The following is an 18,345-nucleotide window of genomic DNA, read 5'->3' as shown; positions in this document are numbered from 1 at the left end:
TGAGACAGGAGCGCACGTCATGACGTTCACCCGGATTCTCGACGCGGTGGCCGACCAGCTTCCGCCGCCCGGCGGCGGGATCGCGGTCAGCTACGAGGGCCGCGAACGGCTCACCTACGCGGAACTGCGGGACAAATCGCTGCGGTACGCGGCGGCGTTGCGGGAACTCGGCCTCGGCAAGGGCGACCGGCTGGGACTGCTGCTCTGCAACGACCCGGAGTACCTGCCCCTGTGCTTCGCGGCGATGCGCCTCGGCGTGGTCGCGGTGCGGCTCAACTTCCGGCTCGCGTCGGCCGAGCTGAAGTTCATTCTCGCCGACTCGGGCTGCAAGGCGGTGATAGTGCACCGCAGCCTGCTCGACCGGGTCGAGCCGGTGCGTGCGGAGACCGGGGTCGAGGCTTTCGTGGTCCGGCAGGATTCGGCTGAGCCGGTGCCGGAATGGGCGCTTCCGTTCGAAGTGTTGCTCGGCAGTGAGCCGCTGGCCGAAGCGCCGGAGGTAGGAGACGCGGACCCGATGTCGCTCCTGTACACCTCGGGCACGACCGGCTTGCCCAAGGGCGCGGTGTGGACCCATGCCAACACCGTCGCGACAGCGACCGCGCAGGCGCTTCGCTGGGGCTTTACGCCGGAGACCGTCGCGCTGGTGCCGGGACCGCTCTACCACGCGGGTGCGTTCGAGGCGATGAGCGCACCGACGTTCCTGATGCACGGCACCGTGGTGTGCCTCCGGTCGGGCAACTTCACGGTCGACCGGCTGCTGGAAGTGCTCGAAACCGAGCAGGTGACCGACTGCCTGCTGTTCTCCTTCATGCTGCACGACCTGCTGCGCGTGGACGGGATCGAGGACCGGCTGCCGAAGTCGGTGACGCACTTCGTCATCGGCGGCGACACGATGATGCCGTGGGTCGTCGAGCAGGTGCGCGCGAAGCTGCCGTGGGTCCGGCTGACCCAGGTCTACGGATTGACCGAGGGCGGCGCGATCGCGACGTCGCTGGACGACGAGGATTTCGACGCCCAGCCGAAGAGCGTCGGCCGCCCGCTGCCGCTGACCGAAGTGCGGGTCGCGGGCGAGGGGCTCGAACCGGCCGCGCGCGGCGAGGTGGGCGAGATCCTCGTCCGCGGTCCCGCGGTGTGCGCTGGCTATTGGCAGCGCCCGGACGCGAACCGGGACACCTTCGTGGACGGCTGGTGCCGCAGCGGAGATCTGGGCTACGTCAACGCGGACGGCTTCCTCGTCCTCGCCGGCCGGGCGAAGGACATGATCCGCAGCGGCGGGGAGAACGTGTACCCGGCGGAGATCGAGCGAGTCCTCACGCAGCATCCGGCGGTGCTCGACGCGGCCGTCGTCGCGGTGCCGGATCCGAAGTATCTCGAAGCCGGGTGCGCGGTGCTGGTCCTCGCCGAGGGGCAGGTGCTCGACGAAGGGGAGCTGCGCGCGTATTGCCGCACGCATTTGGCGGCTTACAAGGTGCCCCGGCACTTCGTCGCGCAACCGGAGTTGCCGCGCAACGCCTCCGGGAAAATTCTCAAGTTCAAGTTGCGCGAGAAGTACGAAAAGCTGGCTACGTCAATGGATTCCGGCGCGCTCGCGGGAACGCGGCGGGGAGAGGCAGGCACCCGATGAGCAACGCTGTCCGACGCCGCAAGCCCGAACTGGCTCTGGTGACCGGCGCGGCGGGCGGGGTTGGCTCGGCCACCGCCCGGCGGCTCGTCGAGGACGGCGCGAAAGTCGCCCTGACCGACCTGAACGCCGCACGGCTCAAGGAACTGGCGGACGAACTCGGCGCGGTCGCCTTGCCCTCTGACGGGACCGACCGCGCGGCGCTCCACGACGTGGTCGAGCAGGCCGTGGCCCAGCTGGGCGGACTCGACACGGTGATCGCGGCTCAGGGCGCCGCGGTGTCGGGAACCGCGCGGCCCGAGCACGCGGAGGCTTACCAGCGAGCGCTGGACGTGAATCTGCATGGGTCGTATTACCTGGCCGGGGAGGTGTTGCCGCATCTGGTGGAGCGGCAGGGCTCGCTGGTGCTGTTCGCGTCGACAGCCGGGCTGATCGCCGGCCCGCCCGGGACGGTCGGCTACACCGCCGCCAAGGCGGGCATCATCGGCATCACCCGGTGGCTCGCCCGGGACTACGGGCCGAAGGGAGTCCGGGTGAACGCGGTCTGCCCCGGCTGGATCCGGACCCCGCTCGGCGAGGGCGCGATGGCGTATCTGGCGAAACGGGAAGGAATCACGCTCGACGAGGCGTATGCGCTGACGACGAAGCACGTGCCGCTGCGCCGGGCCGCGGAGCCGGAAGAGATCGCGTCGGTGTGCGCGTTCCTCGCCTCGGGCGACGCGTCCATGGTGACCGGTCACGTCCTGGTCGCGGACGGCGGCGGGGCCGCGGTGGATTCCTCGACGCTGGTGTTCGACGAGCCGTGAGCCGGGCTTCCCGAGAGGGTCGCTTTCACGGACTCTGATTCCCTGCACGACGCGCCGCGTTCGCCTCAGTCATTCCTCAACCCACGTCACCACTTCTTCCAGACCTGCTCGGGCGGTGCGGTAGCTGTTCGCCGGATGGTCCTTGTCGGGGTAGCCGAACGAGATGCCGAGCAGGATCTTCCGGTCGGCCGGAATCTCGAAGTGCTCGCGGATCACCGTCGCGTGCCCGGCGAGCGCGGCCTGCGGGATCGCGCCCAGTCCCAGGCTTTGCGCCGCCAGCAGGAAAGTCCCGACGTACAGTCCGCTGTCGACGGCTCCGTACAGGTCGTGCACGGCGTCCGTCGTGACAATCGCGACGTGCGGTGCGCCGAAAAAACGGAAGTTCTCGAACGCTTGCCGCGCCGAGGCTTCCCGGTCCCCGCGTTCGATGCCGACGGCCTCGTACAGCTGCCAGCCGCTTGCCCGGCGACGGTCGCGGTATACCCCGCGGTATTCGGCGGGCGGGGCGAAATCGAACTCCGCCGGGTGGTCGCGCGCCCATCCGGTCATCGCCTCGCGGAAGCGCTCGGTGCCCGCTCCGCGGGTGACGATCACCTGCCACGGCTGGGTGTTGCACCAGGACGCGGTCCGCTGCGCGAGCGTCAGCAGCCGTTCGACGATCGGCTTCGGCACCGGCCGGTCCTGGTAGGCGCGGCAGCTCCACCGGCGGGCAAGCAGGTCTTCGAAGGCTTCGTCGGGGGTCATCGGTCAAGTATAAAATATATTCTCGGTTGCCGGAGGGTCAGTTGCGCAGCCAGTAGGCCACCGCCTCCGCGCGGTTCGCCGCGCCGAGCTTGCGCAGGATGTGCGTGATGTGGGTCTTCACCGTGCCCTCGGAGATCGAGAGCTTCCGCGCGATCGCCCGGTTCGCGTCGCCGCGCGCCATCAGGTCGATCACCTCCGCTTCGCGGGCGGACAGCAGCGGGTGGCGCGGCGGCCCGGACTCCGGCGGGGGAGCGATGCGCACGTCGGCGGCCAGCCGGGTCATTCCCGCCTGGAGCGAGGCCAGTCCCTCGAGGACGGACACCCGGGCCAGCGTCTCGCTCACGCCTTCCGCGTAAAGGTTCAGCACGGCGCGGTCGGTGGCGTCGACCTCCCGGCGGGGCGAGTAGTAGCTGTCCGCGTGCAGTAATCCGACGACCTTTCCGTACGCCTGCAACGGCGCGATGGCGTAGGAGGTGCAGCCGGACATCGAAACCAGCTGCCGGTTCACGCGCGGGTTCTCCTGCACGTCGTACACCAGGCCCGCGCGCGCCTGGCGCACGACGTCGGATTCAACCAGCGAACCGTCCAGCCGAGGCGGGGCTTCGCGGCCGGCGGCGAGCATTTCCTCGGCCAGCCGGGGATCCTGCTCGATCACCATCTTCCGCAGCACCCAGGTCGCATCGTCCACAGTGGAGACGAGCACGCGGTCGAACCCGATCGTGCAGGCCTCTTCGGCGGCGCGCGAGAGCACTTCGCCCGCGGTCGCCGAGGTGTGCAGGCGGGTGAGCGCCCGGCGGACGCGGCGCATCGTCGCCACCCCGTCGGCGACCTTGGCATCGTCCACTCGGGACTCCAGGTCCCGGACCCGGCCCAGCAGAGCGGTCAGCCCGGGCAGCCGGTCCGGTGCCGGAGCTGTGCTCAGTTCGGCCATCGCGGCGTCCCAGACCTGGCCGAGCAGCCGTTTCGCGGGCAGCACCTCGGCGCAGCGGCCGACCGGCAGCGCGCGGTCGAGGAAAGCGGACGCGTCCAGTCCCAGTTCGCGGACGGCCTCGGCGAGTCCGGCGCCGAGGCGGACGCTGTCGAGCCGCGGAAACCCAGTCGCGTTCATGGCAGCTCCCTTGCCGACATTTCGCACATTATATATCTGCGGCGACACCGGGGCCAGCCGGGCGATCGGCCGTACGGGGTAGCGGAATACGACCGGCGGCAGATGCGGCAGCCGGGTGACGGCCGACACACTGGCCACGCTGTCCCACCCATCGAACCGGGAATCCCATGACTACCGCATCAGTGGCAACGAAGCCACGCGTGTCCCTCCGGGCACGCCTCGGCGGCTTCGACCAGACCTATCTGGTACTCGTCATCACCGTGCTGCTCGCCCTCGCGGCGGGAGCCACCACGACGAATTTCCTCACCGCAGGCAATTTCGGCAGCATCCTGAACCTGTCCGCCGCGTTCGGCATCCTCGCGATCGGCGAGGCGATCGTCGTCCTCGGCAAGGGGCTGGACCTTTCGGTGGCGGGGATCGGGCTCGGCTGCGCGCAGGCGACGCTCGCGTTCGTCAGCGAAGGCATGCCGGAATGGCAGGCGATCGCGCTGATGACCGCGCTCGCGCTCGCGATCGGGCTCGTCAACGGCGTTCTCGTCGCTGTGTTCGAGGTGCCCGCCCTGTTCGTGACGCTGGCGACCGGCATGCTGGCGATCGGCGGGATCGACATCCTGTTCCTCAGCCAGAACGTCTACGGCGTGCCGACCGGGTCGCTGCTGGCCCATCTCGGCAGCGGCTCGGCGCTCGGCGTGCCGAGGCCGGTGCTGATCGCGGCGGGCGCGTTCCTCCTCGCGTGGCTGTTCGTCGCCTTCACCTCGTCCGGGCGGCTGATCCGCGCGATGGGCGACAACTTCGAGACCGCCCGGTCGACCGGCGCGCCGGTGCGGCCGCTGCAGATCCTCACCTACGTGCTGTCCGCGCTGCTCGCCGCGCTGGCCGGGTTCGTGACCGTGTCGATCCAGGGCAGCGTGCAGACGACGGTGACGTCCTTCGACCCGATCTTGTTCACCGCGCTGACCGTGGTGGTGATCGGCGGCGTCTCGCTGTCCGGCGGGCGCGGCACGATTTTGGGCGTCCTCGCCGGGGCGCTGTTCGTGGGCGTGCTCAACAACTTGCTGGTGCTGCACGGGCTGAGCACGGCGGTGCAGGACCTGATCCGCGGCGCGGTGCTGGCCGCCGCGATCGCGTTCGACGCGTGGCTGCATCCGCGCAACGAGGAAACCGAGAAATCCGGCGAACTGTGACCGGCGACGAAGCCGGGGAACGGAAGTAGGAAGCACATGAAGATCACCAGGAAGCTGCTCGTGCTGGCCGCGTCGGCGGCGCTGGGCGCGGCGGGCCTGTCCGGCTGTTCGGTCGGCGGCGGGTCGTCGGATTCGGCGGCCGCCGCGACCGACGCGGTGTTCGGCTCGAACGAACAGCTGATGCCGATGCGGCAGAAATCGCACGACGCGCTGAAGGACAAGCGGATCGCCTTCGTCCCGATTCTCTACAAGGGCTACAAGCTCACCGAGAACTGGGGCACCACCATGCAGCGCACGTTCGACAACCTCGGGGCCGAGTTCAAGGTCTACGACTCGAACTTCAGCAGCGACCGGATGATCAGCACGATCAACGACCTCATCGCGCGCAAAGCCGCCGACGTGCTCGTGCTGCAGAACCAGGACCTCGGCCTGCTCGACAACGCGATCGACCGGGCGCAGAAGGCGGGCATCTACACCGTCGTGCTGAACATGCCGTCCACCCGGCTCGGCGACGCGTTCGTCGGCGTCGACGTCTACGGTGCGGCGCAGTCGATCGCGAAACGCGCGATCTCCGATTGCGACGCCCGGCACGCGCCGAAGACCCTGTCGGTGATCGACGGCCCGGGCAACGACCCCGCGTCGATCCTGTGGGGCCAGGGCATCAAGGACGTCGCGCAGGCGCAGGGCTACCAGGTGCTCACCGCGCACTCGCAGTTCCAGAACGCGCAGGCGCAGGCCGCCGCCGAGTCGGTGCTGCAGCAGCACCAGGGCAAGCTGTGCGGTTTCCTGGTGACCTTCGACCTGAACTCGATCACCGTCGGGCAGACCGTCAAGGCGGCGGAAGGCCGCGGCCAGGTGGCGCCGGGTTCGGTCGGCGTCTACACGCTCGACGCCGACGCGGACTGGTGCAACGCGCTCAAGCAAGGCGTGGTGACCGCTTCGGCCGCCTATGACGTCCAGGGCATCGGCGCCGCCGGCGCGGTGGCGGTGCAGAACCTGCTCACCAACGGGGTAAAGCCGGGTTCGGCGCATTCGGTCGGGTACGCCTCCAGCACGGTGGTCGACAAGGCGAACATCGACCAGACCACCATCGCGTGCTACCAGAGCAAGTGAGCGGGGACTGATGACTACGTCTCCGCTGCGGCGCGGGCTGGACGCCTTCGGCATGACCGGCGGACGGCCCGCGGAACGAATCGCTCGCTACCGCACGGTCTCGGACCTGTTCGAGAAGCGGTGGATGGAAGGCGCGGTGCCGCTCGTGCTGGCGCTCGCGCTGTGCGTTTACGTGCTCGCCACGACCAATGTCGGGGCGGCCAACGCACCGCTCGTGCTGGACGAGGTGTCCGAGTACGGCCTGCTCGCGGTCGGGCTGACCGTGGTGCTGGTCGGCGGCGGCATCGACCTGTCGGTCGGGTCGATCGTCGGGTTCTGCGGGCTGGGCGCGATGGTCGCGGACCGAGTGTGGCTGTGGCCGACCGCGCTGGTGGTGCCCGCGGCGATCGTCGCCGGTGCGGTGCTCGGGGCGGTGAACGGGTATCTCATCGCGATCCTGCGGATGCGCCCGTTCATCACCACCCTGGTCACGCTGATCGCCTTCGGCGGCGCGGCTTCGGTGCTGCAGAACGCGAACAGCACGCAGATCGGCGTCACGAAGCCGTCGCTCGTGTGGGATTTCCTCAGCGAGGGCCGGATCCTGGGCATCCCGACCGCGTGGTTCCTCTTCGCGGTGGGGCTGCTCGTGGTCCACCTGGCGCTCACCCGGTCCCGGTGGGGCTGGTGGGTCACCGCGACCGGTTCGGACCGGAGGTCCGCGCGGCGCAACGGCATCCCGGTCACCGCCGTGACGTTCTGGACCTACGTCCTGTCCGGCGCGCTGGCGGGCACCGCCGCGATCCTCACGTCGGCGCGGCTCGCCCGGACCGACCCCAACGTCGGCAACAGCTGGGAGATCATCGCGCTGACCGCCGTGGTGCTCGGCGGCGTCAGCATCAAGGGCGGACGCGGTTCGGTGCTCCGCGCGGCCGTCGGCGTCGCGGTGGTGACGATCATCGAGCAGGCGACCGTTTCGGACGGCGCGCAGGGCTCGTACTACACCGTCATCCTCGCCGCGGTGCTGCTCGTGTTCACCGTGCTCGATCTCAAATGGGGCAAGTACCGGCAGCGCGCGGTGGAGAAGCTGAAGATCGATCCGGCGCGGCTGCGGCTCGGTCCGCTGATCGACGTCACGAAGCCGGGCACGGTCTGGTCGCTCAACCGCAGGCTGACCGACGCGCCTCCGGTCGGGCTCGGCAAGATTCGCGGCGCGGAGGACTGCGCGGTGGACGCCGAGGGCAACGTCTACTGCGGCGACCAGCGCGGCTGGGTGTGGCGGTTCCGCGGCCTGGACGACACCGAGGGCGAGATCTTCTCGCGCACCGGCGGATTCCCGTGCGGACACGCGTGGGACGCGGAAGGACGGCTGGTCGTCGCCGTCGGCGGCATGGGCATCTACCGCATCGGCGCCGACGGCGAACCCGAACTGGTCGCGAACAAGGTCAAGCGCAGCCCGCTGTCGCTGATCGACGATTCGGGGCTGCGGGCGATCGACGACCTCGACATCGCGCCGGACGGCTCGATCTACGCCTCGGACTTCTCGACCCGCACGAACACCGCCGACTTCCTGCTGGAGCTGGTGGAATTCCGCCCGAACGGCCGGGTCATCCGGGTGACGCCGGACGGCAGGACGGAAGTCGTGGTGTCGAACTACGTGTTCCCCAACGGCATCTGCACCGCCCACGACGGCGCATCGATCCTGATCGCCAGCACCGGGCTGTGCCGGGTCGACCGGCTGTGGATCGCCGGGCCGAAAAAGGGACGGCTCGAACCCGTGCTGGAGAACCTGCCCGGCTATCCGGACAACATCAACCGGTCCTCCGACGGCAACTACTGGATGCCGTTGTGCGCCATGCGGACCCCGATGTCCGACCTGCTCGGCCGCTACCCGGCGGTGCGGCGGCGGATGACCCGCGAGGCGGCGGTCGACAACTGGGTCGTGCCGCAGCTCAACACCTCCTGCGCGATCAAGTTCAGCGATCGCGGCGAGATCCTCGCCGTGCTGTGGGACGAGACGATGGAGAACTACCCGATGGTGACCGCGGTCAAGGAACGCGACGGGCACCTGTACCTGTGCGGCGTCAGCAACAACCGGATCGGCAGGCTCGAACTGGACCCGAGCGAGATCGGCGACATCGACCCCGCTGCCGTCCCGGGGACCGCCGCGCGCGAGGCCGCGGAGGCGGTGCGATGAGCCCGGTACTGGACACCGTGAAGGAATGGATCAACCCGAACTGGGGCCGCGCCCGGACGGTGCCCCCGATGGACACCGGGCTGCGGCCGAACCTGCGGCTGGACGCGGCGGCGGAGTTGCTGCCCGCGGGCGAGTACGAGCCGGACGACGTCGTCGTGACCGCCGAGGGCCTGGTGTTCAGCAGCGGCAACGACATCTTCGCCGTGCGGGCGGACGAGGTGACGCGGCTGGCTTCGTTCGGCAGGCCGGTAACGGCGCTGACCGTGCGCGACGAACAGATCGTCGCGGCAGTCGAGGGGCGTGGCCTGGTCGCGGTGTCGCAATCCGGCGAGACCGAGGACTTGTGCACCGACGCGCCGGTCACCGCCTGCGTGACCGCGCTCGCGACAGACGGGTCCGCGCTGCTGGCGGCTGTCGGTTCGACGAAGGTCGCGGAGTGGCCGCGGGCGCTTGTCACCGGCGACCGGTCCGGGCTGCTCGTCCGGGTCGGCGGTGCGCGGGCGGAGGTGGTCGCGGAGCGCCTCGCGTGGCCGTCGGGCGTCGGCGTGGCCGAGGGCGAAGTGCTGTTGTCGCTGAGCCTGGACCACCGAGTGGAAGCACGGTCCGCCCCAGGCAAGAGCGGCCGGGCGCTGAGTGCGAACCTTCCCGTCTACCCGGGACGAGTGCACGTCGCCGGGGACGGCTGGTGGTTCGCCGCGCCTTACATCCGCAACCGGGTCACCGAGCTGCTGCTGGACGAACCCGCGCTGCTGGCCGAGATGACGGAGACGATCAGCCCGGAGGAATGGTTCGTGCCGCGGCTGCGCGCGGGCGATCCGTTCACCGACACGATGCAGATGGGGCAGCTGCGCGTGCTCGGCGTGGTCAAGAGCTGGGCGCCCGCGCGGTCGTGCGGACTGGTGTTCCGGATGGACTCCACCGGCCGGGTCGCCGAGAGCGCGCATGCCCGGGTCGACAGCGCGCGGCACGGGGTCACCGGCGTGACCGTCCACAACGGACATGTGGTCGCCGCCGCGCGCGGCGGCCGGAACCTGCTGCGGCTGGAGGACGCATGAGCACGGTGTTGCGGCTGACGAACATCAGCAAGCGCTACAGCGGGACGTACGCGCTGGACGGCGTGGACTTCGACGTGCGGCCGGGTGAAATCCACGCCCTGCTCGGCGAGAACGGCGCGGGCAAGTCCACCATGGTCAAGATCGTTTCCGGGGCGGTCGCGCACGATTCCGGCACGCTGGAGGTCGACGGCGTCGCACGGGCGTTCACGACGCCGCGCGAATCGGTCGAGGCCGGCGTGGCGATGGTCTACCAGGAGGGCTCGCTGGTCGAGTCGATGACCGTCGCGCAGAACCTGTTCATGGGCGACGAGAAGGTGTTCAACAACCTCGGCCACCTGAACGTGGCGGCGCGGGAGCTGCTGGAATCGCACAACTTCCACATCCGGCCGGACGTCCCGGCCGGGGCGCTCGGCGTCGGGCAGAAGCAGATGGTGGAGATCGCCCGCGCGGTGCACCGCAACGCGAAGCTGGTCATCCTGGACGAGCCGACGTCGTCGGTGACCCCGGAGGAACGGCTTCAGCTGTTCCTGTCCATGCAGCAGTTGAAGAAGCGCGGGATCGGCGTCATCTTCATCACGCACATGCTGGACGAGGCGTTCGAGCAGGCCGACCGGATCACCGTGCTGCGCGACGGCGTCGTCCAGGGAACGCTGGCGAGGCCGGAGTTCAGCCGCGACCGCGTGGTGAAGATGATGGTCGGCCGCACGGTCGAGATGGGGCGGGTGGAGCCGAACCGGGCGCCCGAGCCGGCGCCGACGCTGCAAGTCGAGGACCTGACGCTGCTGCCCGTCGTGCGGAACATGGCGTTTTCCGCCTACGCCGGGGAAATCGTCGGCATTTACGGCCTGGTCGGCGCGGGGCGCAGCGAAACGGCGATGATCGTCAGCGGGATCCTGAAACGGCGGCGGCTGCGCGGCGGCCGGGTGCGGCTCAACGGCGAGCCGGTGCGGTTCCGCACGCCCCGGCAGGCGCGCAAAGCCGGGATCGTCTACATCACCGAGGACCGGAAGGCCTCCGGCTTCTTCAGCCATCTGACGATCGCCGACAACATCTATCTCGGCCACCTGTGCGGCGCGCGGCGCCTGCCGTTCCTGTTCCGGCCCGGTGCGCGCAAATCGGTCGCGAAACGGTTTGTCGAACAGTTCCACGTCCGCACGCTGCAGCCGACGAAGGCGACCGTCGAGGAGCTGAGCGGCGGGAACCAGCAGAAGATCGTGCTGGCCAAGGGACTTACCCGGAAACCGCTCGTCGCGATCATCGACGAGCCGACCCGCGGCGTGGACCTCGGCACGATCCCGGAAATCCACGCGATGATCCGGGCGCTGGCCGACGACGGCGTCGCGGTCGTGGTCATCTCCTCGTATCTGCCGGAGATCCAGGCTTTGTCCGACCGCGTGCTCGTGGCGCGCGCGGGCAGCATCGCCGCGGAATTCTCGCCGGAGGAAGCCGACGAGGAAAGCCTCATGTTCGCCGCAGTGCACTGACCAGAACGGAAATTCTCATGCGCGGAGTCATTTTCCAGGGCGACCGGGTCCTCGAGATCCAGGCTTTCGCCGATCCCGAACCCGGCCCGGACGAAGTGGTGCTGGAGATGAAAGCCTCCGGAATGTGCGGCAGCGACCTGCACTTCTACCGGGCTCCGGCCGGGCAGGCGCTGGCCGCCTTCGGGATGACCGGCGACGGCGCCGGGATCATCGGCGGGCACGAGCCGTGCGGCGTCGTCGCGGCGATCGGCTCGGCGGTCGATCCGCGCGCCGTGCGGGTGGGAGACCGGATGATGGTCCACCACTACGACGGCTGCGGATTCTGCGACCTGTGCCGGACCGGCTGGCCGCAGATGTGCGAACGCGGCAACGTGATTTACGGCGCGACCGCGCACGGCGGGCACGCGGACTACCTGAAAGTGCCCGCACGGACGCTCGTGCCGTTGCCGGACGAGCTGAGTTTCGCCGCCGGCGCCGCGATTTCGTGCGGCACCGGAACCGCGTACGGCGCGCTGACCCGGCTCGAGGTGAACGCACGCGACACGCTGGCGGTGTTCGGCCAGGGCCCGGTCGGTCAGGCCGCGGTGCAGCTCGCAGCGGCGATGGGCGCCGAGGTGATCGCGGTGGACATCGCCGCGGAACGCGTTGCGCGGGCGAAGGACTTCGGCGCGGCGCACGCGATCGATTCGACGTCGGCCGACCCGGTCGAAGCCATCCGGGACCTGACCGGCGGCAAGGGCGTAACGAAGGCACTCGACTGCTCCGGTGCTCCGCCCGCACGGGCGGCGGCGGTGAAGTCCGCCGCGAAGTGGGGCTCGGTCGCGTTTGTCGGCGAAGGTTCGACGGTGACGCTAGACGTCAGCCCGGACCTGATCCGCAAGCAGCTGACGGTGGTCGGCTCGTACACGTTCTCGCCGGTGGGCCAGGCGGAGTGCGCCCGGTTCATCGCCCGGCACGGCGTCGAGGCGGACCGGGTGTTCACCGATCGCTGGCGGCTGGACGACGCGGCCGAGGCTTACGCCGCGTTCGACAAGCAGACCGGCGGCAAGGCGGTCATCGAGTTCTGAGCACAGAGAAAGCGCCGACGGGTTCTGCCCGTCGGCGCTTTCCCGTCGGTTCAGGCTCGCAGCAGCTTCGCGAACTCGACGACCGGCTGGTCGAGGTCGCCGTCCTTGATCGCGTGCAGCAGTTCGGCGCGCCGGTCCTCGGTGAGCGCCGATGCGAGGACGTCGTGGAACTTCGCGTCCAGATCCGCCTGCGACATCGGGTTCTCCGCGGTGCCGACCGGGTTGTCGACGAACACGTGCTCGGTCCGGCCGTCCTGATAGGTCACCGTCAGGTCCGCGACCCAGCGCCCCGGGTACTGCTCGTCCAGGTCCGGGCGAACCTCGATCTTCACCTTCCGCGCGAGTGCGGCGACGTCGCTGTCCTCGCCGATGTCCAGCTTTCCGGCGAGATACGCGTGATGCGTGGCGAACCCGTTGCCGTGGCCCAGCATCGACAGCGCGAATTGGAACGGCAGGCTGTACTGCAGGTGCTCGATGATCTTCGGCGCGTACGCGTTGCGGTTCTGGTTGCCGATCACCACGTCCCCTCCGGTCTGGATGCCCAGCAGGACGGACTCGACCTGGTCCGGGCTCCCGGCCAGCTGCCGCGCGCCGTCGACGTAGGCGTGGTTGATGCCGCAGCAGCAGTAGGGCTTGAGCCAAAGGCGGGAGACCTCGAAGGTCTGGTCGAGCCCGAACGCACCGGCCGCCTCGTCGCCGACCTCCCGCCCGGCGAAGGCGCGGAAGAAGCCCTTCGAACCGGTCAGAAAGGTCGTCGGGCCGGTGACCCCGGCGGCGGCCAGTTCCGCCGCGCGGATGCCGCCGCGAGTGCCGATGCCGGAGTGCACGCGTTTGATCGAACCACCGCCGGAGCTGTACTCGGTCGTGCCCGAGGCGTGGCTGAGCGCGGTCGAAAGCGCGTGCCCGGTGGTTTCCAGGTCGAAGCCGCGCAATTTGGCGACCACCGCGGCGGCACCGAAGGTCGACAGCAACCCGTGCGGGTGGAACCCGCGGATCAGGAGGTCCGGGTTCGCCAGCGTGCCGATCCGGGTGTAGACCTCGTATCCCGCGACGATGGCGGTCAGCACGTCGCGCATGTCCGCGCCGAGTTCTTCGCCGACGGCCAGCGCCGCCGACACCACGCAGCTGCCCGGGTGCGCGGAGCTGGCGCGATGCGCGTCGTCGTACTCGAAACCGTGCCCGAAGGTGGCGTTGACGAACGCCGCGTCGGCCGCGCTCATCGCGTCGCCGCTCGCGACGACGTGCGCGGTTCCCGGGGCATGGGACGCCCGGGTCGCGTCGAGCACGGCTTGGCTCCACGGCAGGGCCGCGCTGCCGACCTGCAGGGCGAGCTGGTCCTGCAGCAGCCTGCGGGCTCCGGCGAGGGCTTCGGCCGGGATGGCGTCGAAGGTCAGGCCGGTCACGAGCCGGGCGACTGCTTCTTCGACCGGGGAGAAGGTGCTCACTGTGGGTGCCTTTCAGGAGAGGGGCAGGCCGTAGGACTTGATCTCGACGTAGGCGTCGAAGCCCTCCGGACCCGCTTCGCGGCCGATGCCGCTGTTCTTGAAGCCGCCGATCGGCGCGGTGAAGCCGACCGGGTTGCCGTTGACCTCGACCGTGCCGGTGCGGATCTGCCGGGCGACGGCCAGCGCGTGCTCGAGATCGGCGGAGAACACCGAACCGTTGAGGCCGTAGCCGGAGTTGTTGGCGATGGCGATCGCCTCGTCCTCGGTGTCGAAGGTGTGCACGGTCAGGACCGGGCCGAAGATCTCTTCCTGGGCGATCTTCGCGTCCGGGTCGACGTCGGCGAAGACCGTGGGGGAGACGTACCAGCCGCGCTCCAGCCCTTCCGGCCGTCCGCCGCCGATCAGCAGCGACGCGCCGGACGCCTTGCCGTCGGCCAGATAGCCCTCGACCCGGGTGCGCTGGGCCGCGCTGGCGAGCGGGCCGATCTCGGTGGCGGGGTCGAACGGATCGCCGACCGGCATCGACCGGACGAGGTCCGTCAGCCGGTCGTGGAGTTCGTCCCGGCGCGAGCGGGCGACGACGATGCGGGTCTTGTTGCTGCAGACCTGGCCGGTGTTGCGCAGCGACACGGCGCGGACGGCGGCGATCGCGGCGTCCAGGTCGGCGTCGCCGAGCAGCACCGCCGCGGACTTCCCGCCGAGTTCGAGCGTGCACCGGCGCAGGTCCTGCCCGCACAGAGCGCCGATCCGGCGTCCGGCCGCGGTGGAGCCGGTGAACGACACCTTGTCCACGCCGCGGTGCCGGACCAGGTATTCGCTGACTTCCCGGTGCGCCGGGACGATGTTGACCACGCCGCCGGGCAGCCCGATCTCTTCCAGCAGGTGGCCGAGGAGGTACGCGTCGAGCGGCGTCTCCGGGGACGGTTTCAGCACCACGGTGCAGCCGGCCAGCAGCGCGGGGGCCAGTTTGATCATCGTGATCAGCAGCGGGGCGTTCCACGGCACGATCGCGGCGACCACCCCGGCCGGCTCGCGCGTGACGAGAGCGTGCCCGGTCGCCGAGCGGCGGGTGTCCTCCCACGGGTAGTCCGGTGCGAGGCCGAGGAACGCGTCCAGGAGAAGCCGGGGGCCGATCGCCTGCATCTTGGTCGACAGCGTGATGGGACACCCCATCTCGGCGCTGACCAGGTGGGCGATCTCGGTCTCGTGCTCGGCGAGCGCGGTGCTGAGCTTGCGCAGAGTGGCGATGCGCTCGTCGAGCGGCATCCGGGGCCACGGACCGCGATCGAACGCGTGCCGCGCCGCGGAGACGGCGGCGTCGATGTCCGCTTCGGCGCCCTCGGCGACCTGGGCGAGAACTTCCTCGGTCGAGGGGGAGACCACGTCGAAAACGCGGCCGGACGCGGGCTCCGTCCATGTGCCGCCGAGGAAGAGCTTGTCGTAGTGGCCTTGCCACAGCGGGGGTTGCGCGGGCATCAGTGCACGCTCCTTGCCGGTCCGGGGAAGTCTTCCGGAAGCATACGTAATATAAAATATCTAGACCAGGGTTTCGGCGGGCCGATCCGCCGGGTTGACGTGCGCAAGCCTAGATAATATAAAATATTATCTAGACCCACTGAGCGAAGGCGGGCGACATGCAGCACAAGCCACTCGACGGCGTCCGGATCCTGGAGATCGGGGGCTACATCTCGCTCCCGTTCGGGACCTCGATGCTGTGCGGCCTCGGCGCGGAGGTCGTCAAGGTGGAGAAGCCGGTCCTCGGCGAGGACTTCCGGCGGCGGATGAACGACGGCAGCCCGTACTTCCGACAGTACAACGCGGGGAAGCGGAGCCTGTCGGTCGACCTCAAGACCGCCGAGGGGGTCGAGCTGGTCAAGGCGCTGGTGCCGCGCTTCGACGTGCTGCTGGAGAACCTCCGCCCGGGCAAGCTCGCCGCGATGGGCCTCGGCCCGGAGGACTGCCGGGCGCTGCGCCCGGACCTGGTGTACGGATCGGTGACCGGCTTCGGCTCCACCGGGCCGCTGGCCGACCGGCCCGCCTACGACACGATCGGGCACGCGTTCGGCGGCCTCTACTCGCTGTTCAGCGACGAGGGGCGGCCGCAGCTGGCAGGCGGCCTGAGCGCGGACCTGGTCACCGGGCTGACCACGGCGGCAGGCGTGCTCGCCGCGCTCGTCGGCCGGCTGAAGACCGGGCAGCCGCAGCGTGTGGAAACCTCGATCATGGAAGCGGTCAGCACCTTGACCGCCGACGGGATCACCCAGGCCTTCGAACTCGGCCACGACCCCAGCCGCACGAGCAGGCATCCGCAGGCGCAGAACTTCTGCGTGCCCACCTCGACGGGGGAGTACCTCGCGGTGCACCTGTCGTCGTCGCAGAAGTTCTGGCAGTCGCTGTGCCGCGCGCTGGAGCGCACCGATCTGCTGGAGGACCCGCGCTTCGCCGAGTATCGGCCGCGCGAGGCGAACTACTTCGAGCTGGTCCCGATCGTCGAGGCGGAGTTCGCGCGCAAACCCAAGGAGCACTGGGAGCGCGTGCTGACCGAACACGACGTGCCGTTCGCGCCAGTGCTGTCCATGACCGGCTACCTCGACCACCCGCAGGTGCGGCACCTGGACATCGCCGACCACCAGCCGGACGGCCTCGCGCTGCTGCGCCCGCCGTGGAAGTTCGGCGGCGAGCGTCCGGACCGCTCTCCCGTCGCGCCGAAGGTAGGCGCCGATTCCCGTGCGGTCGCCAGCGAGGTTTTGGCGGCCGAAGACGTCGAGAAGCTGTTCGAGACCGGCGTCCTGTACGAATCCTGACCGACAACTGGAGAACACTGATGAAGCCGTACCGTTCCATGCTTTTCGTGCCCGGCCACAAGGCCTCGTGGGCCGACAAGGGTCTCGCGTCCGGTGCCGACGCGCTGATCCTCGACCTCGAGGACTCCGTGCCCGCCGCGAACAAGGACGAGGCGCGCCCGGTTGTCGCGGAGACCGTCGACCGGCTGCACGCCCAGGGCGTCCGGCCGGACATCTGGGTGCGGCCGAACGCGTCGGTCAGCGGCCTTCAGGGCGCGGACCTGGAAGCGGTCATCCGGCCCGGGCTGGCCGGGCTGTTCCTGCCGAAGGTGTTCGACGCCGAGGAACTGGTGCGGATCGACGCGGTCGTGTCGCACCTCGAGGCGCGCGAAGGCCTGGAAGCCGGGAGCGTCGGGCTGATCGTGAGCTACGAGACCGCGGCTTCCATGGCGCGGTGCGAAGAGATCGCCGCGGCGACGCCCCGGGTGTCCAGCCTGCTCGGCGCGACCGGCCCGAGCGCCGACGTCGGCCGCGAACTGGGCTTCGAGTTCACCCCGGCCGGGCTGGAGTCGCTCTACCTGCGCAGCCGGATCGTGCTCGCCGCGCGCGCGGCCGGGCTGCACCACCCGGTGGCCGGGGTGTGGCAGGACATCCGCGACCTGGACGGCGCCCGCCAGTTCTGCTTGGACAACAAGCAGCTCGGCTACCGCGGCATGGTCTGCATCCACCCCTCGCACGTGGCGATCGCGAACGAAGTGTTCACGCCGACGCCCGAGGCGGTCGAGCAGGCGCGCCGGTTGATCGACGCGTTCCGCGCGGCCGAGGCGTCGGGCAGCGCGGCGGTGGATTTCGAAGGCCAGCACGTGGACATCGCGCATGTGAAGACCGCGGAGGGGATCGTCGCGCAGGCGGAGGCGATCGCGGCGAACGCCTGACGAAGACGCGCCGCGTCGAAAAGCGCCGGGCTCCCGAGGGGCCCGGCGCTTGTCTTGAGCGGACTATTCGGCCTCGTCTGACCAGAGACCGCGCTCTTCGAGCATCCGGACGACATTGTCGGCCCCGTCGAGGATGTGCCGCTCCGCGATCGTGCGGGCCTTGCGGGCGTGGCGGCCGCGCAGGGCCTGCACGAGTTCGGCGTGGTCGGCGAGGGTGTGGTCGACGTGGCCTTCGATCGCGGCGTAGAAGCGGTTCGGCAGGTGCTTGACCACGGAGCTGAGCAGCAGCGTCAGCCGGTGGGAGTCGGCGGCCAGGTTGAGCTGGCGGTGGAACTCGTGGCCGAGCCGGGTGATGGCCTCCTGGTCTGCGGCTCCCGCGGCCTTCTCGAAATCCTCGTTGATCGCTTCGAGCCGGGCGACCTGGTCCGGAGTGATCTTCTTGGCGGCGCGCGCGGCCAGCTCGGCGGAGAACTGCGCCTGGGCCCAGAACAGGTCGCGCACGTCCTGGCGCGACACCGGGGCGACGACGAACCCGCGCCGCGGCACGAGTTCCACGAAACCCTCGCTGCGCAGCGAGAGCAATCCCTCGCGCACCGGGGTGTTGCTCACCCCGACCGCCTCGGCGATCGGTTCGGTGCGCAGGAACTCGCCGGGTTTGACCTCGCCGGACATGATCAGTTCCCGGACGTAGGTCGCTACTTCCTCGGGCAGCTGCTGGCGGCGGTCGCCGCTGCGCAGCCGGGCCAGTTCGTCAGCCACGTGCCACCTTCCCGCTGCCTCGAAGCGATTTCGAGGGTCCGTGCCGAAAATCGTCAGTCGAAAGCCGT

Annotated in this window: 15 protein-coding genes; 10 read left to right on the top strand and 5 right to left on the bottom strand. The window is 69.9% G+C overall.

All coding sequences use genetic code 11. The features are described 5' to 3' along the window. Positions 1–19: 19 nt before the first annotated feature. Positions 20–1,624, top strand: a complete 1,605-nt coding sequence (locus ACZ63D_RS00155; protein WP_465352069.1) for a class I adenylate-forming enzyme family protein — start codon at positions 20–22, stop codon at positions 1,622–1,624. Beyond that, complete coding sequence (locus ACZ63D_RS00150) at positions 1,621–2,427, top strand: SDR family NAD(P)-dependent oxidoreductase (protein ID WP_465352068.1); 807 nt, start codon at positions 1,621–1,623, stop codon at positions 2,425–2,427. Before ACZ63D_RS00155 ends, ACZ63D_RS00150 begins: the two co-directional genes overlap by 4 nt. 69 nt (positions 2,428–2,496) lie before the next feature. Here ACZ63D_RS00150 and ACZ63D_RS00145 read toward each other — a convergent pair whose 3' ends face one another. After that, entirely contained in the window at positions 2,497–3,171 is a 675-nt protein-coding gene (locus tag ACZ63D_RS00145; protein WP_465352067.1) for a nitroreductase, read from the bottom strand. A 37-nt stretch (positions 3,172–3,208) separates the two neighbouring features. Further along, a complete protein-coding gene (locus ACZ63D_RS00140) occupies positions 3,209–4,417 on the bottom strand; it encodes a LuxR C-terminal-related transcriptional regulator (RefSeq protein WP_465352066.1) in 1,209 nt (402 codons plus the stop codon). Between the two features lie 62 nt (positions 4,418–4,479). Here ACZ63D_RS00140 and ACZ63D_RS00135 point away from each other — a divergent pair, with 62 nt between their 5' ends. The 6 genes from ACZ63D_RS00135 to ACZ63D_RS00110 are packed head-to-tail and all read left to right on the top strand — an operon-like array spanning position 4,480 to position 12,355. Next, positions 4,480–5,463 carry an ABC transporter permease gene (locus tag ACZ63D_RS00135; RefSeq protein ID WP_465352065.1) on the top strand — a complete coding sequence of 328 codons (984 nt, stop codon included), beginning with the start codon at positions 4,480–4,482 and terminating at the stop codon, positions 5,461–5,463. A gap of 36 nt (positions 5,464–5,499) precedes the next feature. Continuing rightward, on the top strand, positions 5,500–6,576 hold the full coding sequence (locus ACZ63D_RS00130) for a sugar ABC transporter substrate-binding protein (protein WP_465352064.1): 1,077 nt from the start codon (positions 5,500–5,502) through the stop codon (positions 6,574–6,576). A gap of 10 nt (positions 6,577–6,586) precedes the next feature. Further along, positions 6,587–8,749 carry an ABC transporter permease gene (locus ACZ63D_RS00125; RefSeq protein WP_465352063.1) on the top strand — a complete coding sequence of 721 codons (2,163 nt, stop codon included), beginning with the start codon at positions 6,587–6,589 and terminating at the stop codon, positions 8,747–8,749. After that, positions 8,746–9,804: a hypothetical protein gene (locus tag ACZ63D_RS00120; RefSeq protein ID WP_465352062.1), complete on the top strand. Its 1,059-nt coding sequence runs from the start codon at positions 8,746–8,748 to the stop codon at positions 9,802–9,804. Before ACZ63D_RS00125 ends, ACZ63D_RS00120 begins: the two co-directional genes overlap by 4 nt. After that, complete coding sequence (locus ACZ63D_RS00115; protein ID WP_465352061.1) at positions 9,801–11,288, top strand: sugar ABC transporter ATP-binding protein; 1,488 nt, start codon at positions 9,801–9,803, stop codon at positions 11,286–11,288. The genes ACZ63D_RS00120 and ACZ63D_RS00115 overlap by 4 nt, the downstream gene beginning before the upstream one ends. 17 nt (positions 11,289–11,305) lie before the next feature. Next, positions 11,306–12,355, top strand: a complete 1,050-nt coding sequence (locus ACZ63D_RS00110; RefSeq protein WP_465352060.1) for a zinc-dependent alcohol dehydrogenase family protein — start codon at positions 11,306–11,308, stop codon at positions 12,353–12,355. Positions 12,356–12,405: 50 nt separating this feature from the next. Here the strand turns inward: ACZ63D_RS00110 and ACZ63D_RS00105 are convergent, their stop codons facing one another. Both ACZ63D_RS00105 and ACZ63D_RS00100 read right to left on the bottom strand, forming a co-directional pair. After that, on the bottom strand, positions 12,406–13,800 hold the full coding sequence (locus ACZ63D_RS00105; protein ID WP_465352059.1) for an MmgE/PrpD family protein: 1,395 nt from the start codon (positions 13,798–13,800) through the stop codon (positions 12,406–12,408). 12 nt (positions 13,801–13,812) lie between these two features. Continuing rightward, positions 13,813–15,276 (bottom strand): aldehyde dehydrogenase, encoded by a 1,464-nt coding sequence (locus ACZ63D_RS00100; RefSeq protein WP_465352058.1) that lies wholly within the window; start codon positions 15,274–15,276, stop codon positions 13,813–13,815. Positions 15,277–15,434: 158 nt separating this feature from the next. Between ACZ63D_RS00100 and ACZ63D_RS00095 the strand changes: the two genes are divergently transcribed. Together ACZ63D_RS00095 and ACZ63D_RS00090 are read left to right on the top strand one after the other, a co-directional pair. Further along, the gene (locus ACZ63D_RS00095; RefSeq protein WP_465352057.1) at positions 15,435–16,604 is read left to right on the top strand and encodes a CaiB/BaiF CoA transferase family protein; all 1,170 of its coding nucleotides are present in this window, start codon (positions 15,435–15,437) and stop codon (positions 16,602–16,604) included. A 20-nt stretch (positions 16,605–16,624) separates the two neighbouring features. After that, the gene (locus ACZ63D_RS00090) at positions 16,625–17,518 is read left to right on the top strand and encodes an HpcH/HpaI aldolase/citrate lyase family protein (RefSeq protein ID WP_465352056.1); all 894 of its coding nucleotides are present in this window, start codon (positions 16,625–16,627) and stop codon (positions 17,516–17,518) included. A 63-nt stretch (positions 17,519–17,581) separates the two neighbouring features. Here the strand turns inward: ACZ63D_RS00090 and ACZ63D_RS00085 are convergent, their stop codons facing one another. Next, positions 17,582–18,277, bottom strand: a complete 696-nt coding sequence (locus ACZ63D_RS00085) for a GntR family transcriptional regulator (protein WP_465352055.1) — start codon at positions 18,275–18,277, stop codon at positions 17,582–17,584. Positions 18,278–18,345: the final 68 nt, after the last annotated feature.

This window comes from Amycolatopsis sp. NPDC104775 (assembly GCF_055583325.1).
The sequence above is the reverse complement of the archived record's forward strand: the minus strand, read 5'-3'. Positions and strand labels throughout refer to the sequence as shown.

Coding starts and splice junctions, on each gene's coding strand:
- ACZ63D_RS00155 (WP_465352069.1), top strand. CDS start 20: ATGACGTTCACCCGGATTCTCGACGCGGTGGCCGACCAGCTTCCGCCG.
- ACZ63D_RS00150 (WP_465352068.1), top strand. CDS start 1,621: ATGAGCAACGCTGTCCGACGCCGCAAGCCCGAACTGGCTCTGGTGACC.
- ACZ63D_RS00125 (WP_465352063.1), top strand. CDS start 6,587: ATGACTACGTCTCCGCTGCGGCGCGGGCTGGACGCCTTCGGCATGACC.
- ACZ63D_RS00145 (WP_465352067.1), bottom strand. CDS start 3,171: ATGACCCCCGACGAAGCCTTCGAAGACCTGCTTGCCCGCCGGTGGAGC.
- ACZ63D_RS00100 (WP_465352058.1), bottom strand. CDS start 15,276: ATGCCCGCGCAACCCCCGCTGTGGCAAGGCCACTACGACAAGCTCTTC.
- ACZ63D_RS00115 (WP_465352061.1), top strand. CDS start 9,801: ATGAGCACGGTGTTGCGGCTGACGAACATCAGCAAGCGCTACAGCGGG.
- ACZ63D_RS00095 (WP_465352057.1), top strand. CDS start 15,435: ATGCAGCACAAGCCACTCGACGGCGTCCGGATCCTGGAGATCGGGGGC.
- ACZ63D_RS00090 (WP_465352056.1), top strand. CDS start 16,625: ATGAAGCCGTACCGTTCCATGCTTTTCGTGCCCGGCCACAAGGCCTCG.
- ACZ63D_RS00110 (WP_465352060.1), top strand. CDS start 11,306: ATGCGCGGAGTCATTTTCCAGGGCGACCGGGTCCTCGAGATCCAGGCT.
- ACZ63D_RS00130 (WP_465352064.1), top strand. CDS start 5,500: ATGAAGATCACCAGGAAGCTGCTCGTGCTGGCCGCGTCGGCGGCGCTG.
- ACZ63D_RS00120 (WP_465352062.1), top strand. CDS start 8,746: ATGAGCCCGGTACTGGACACCGTGAAGGAATGGATCAACCCGAACTGG.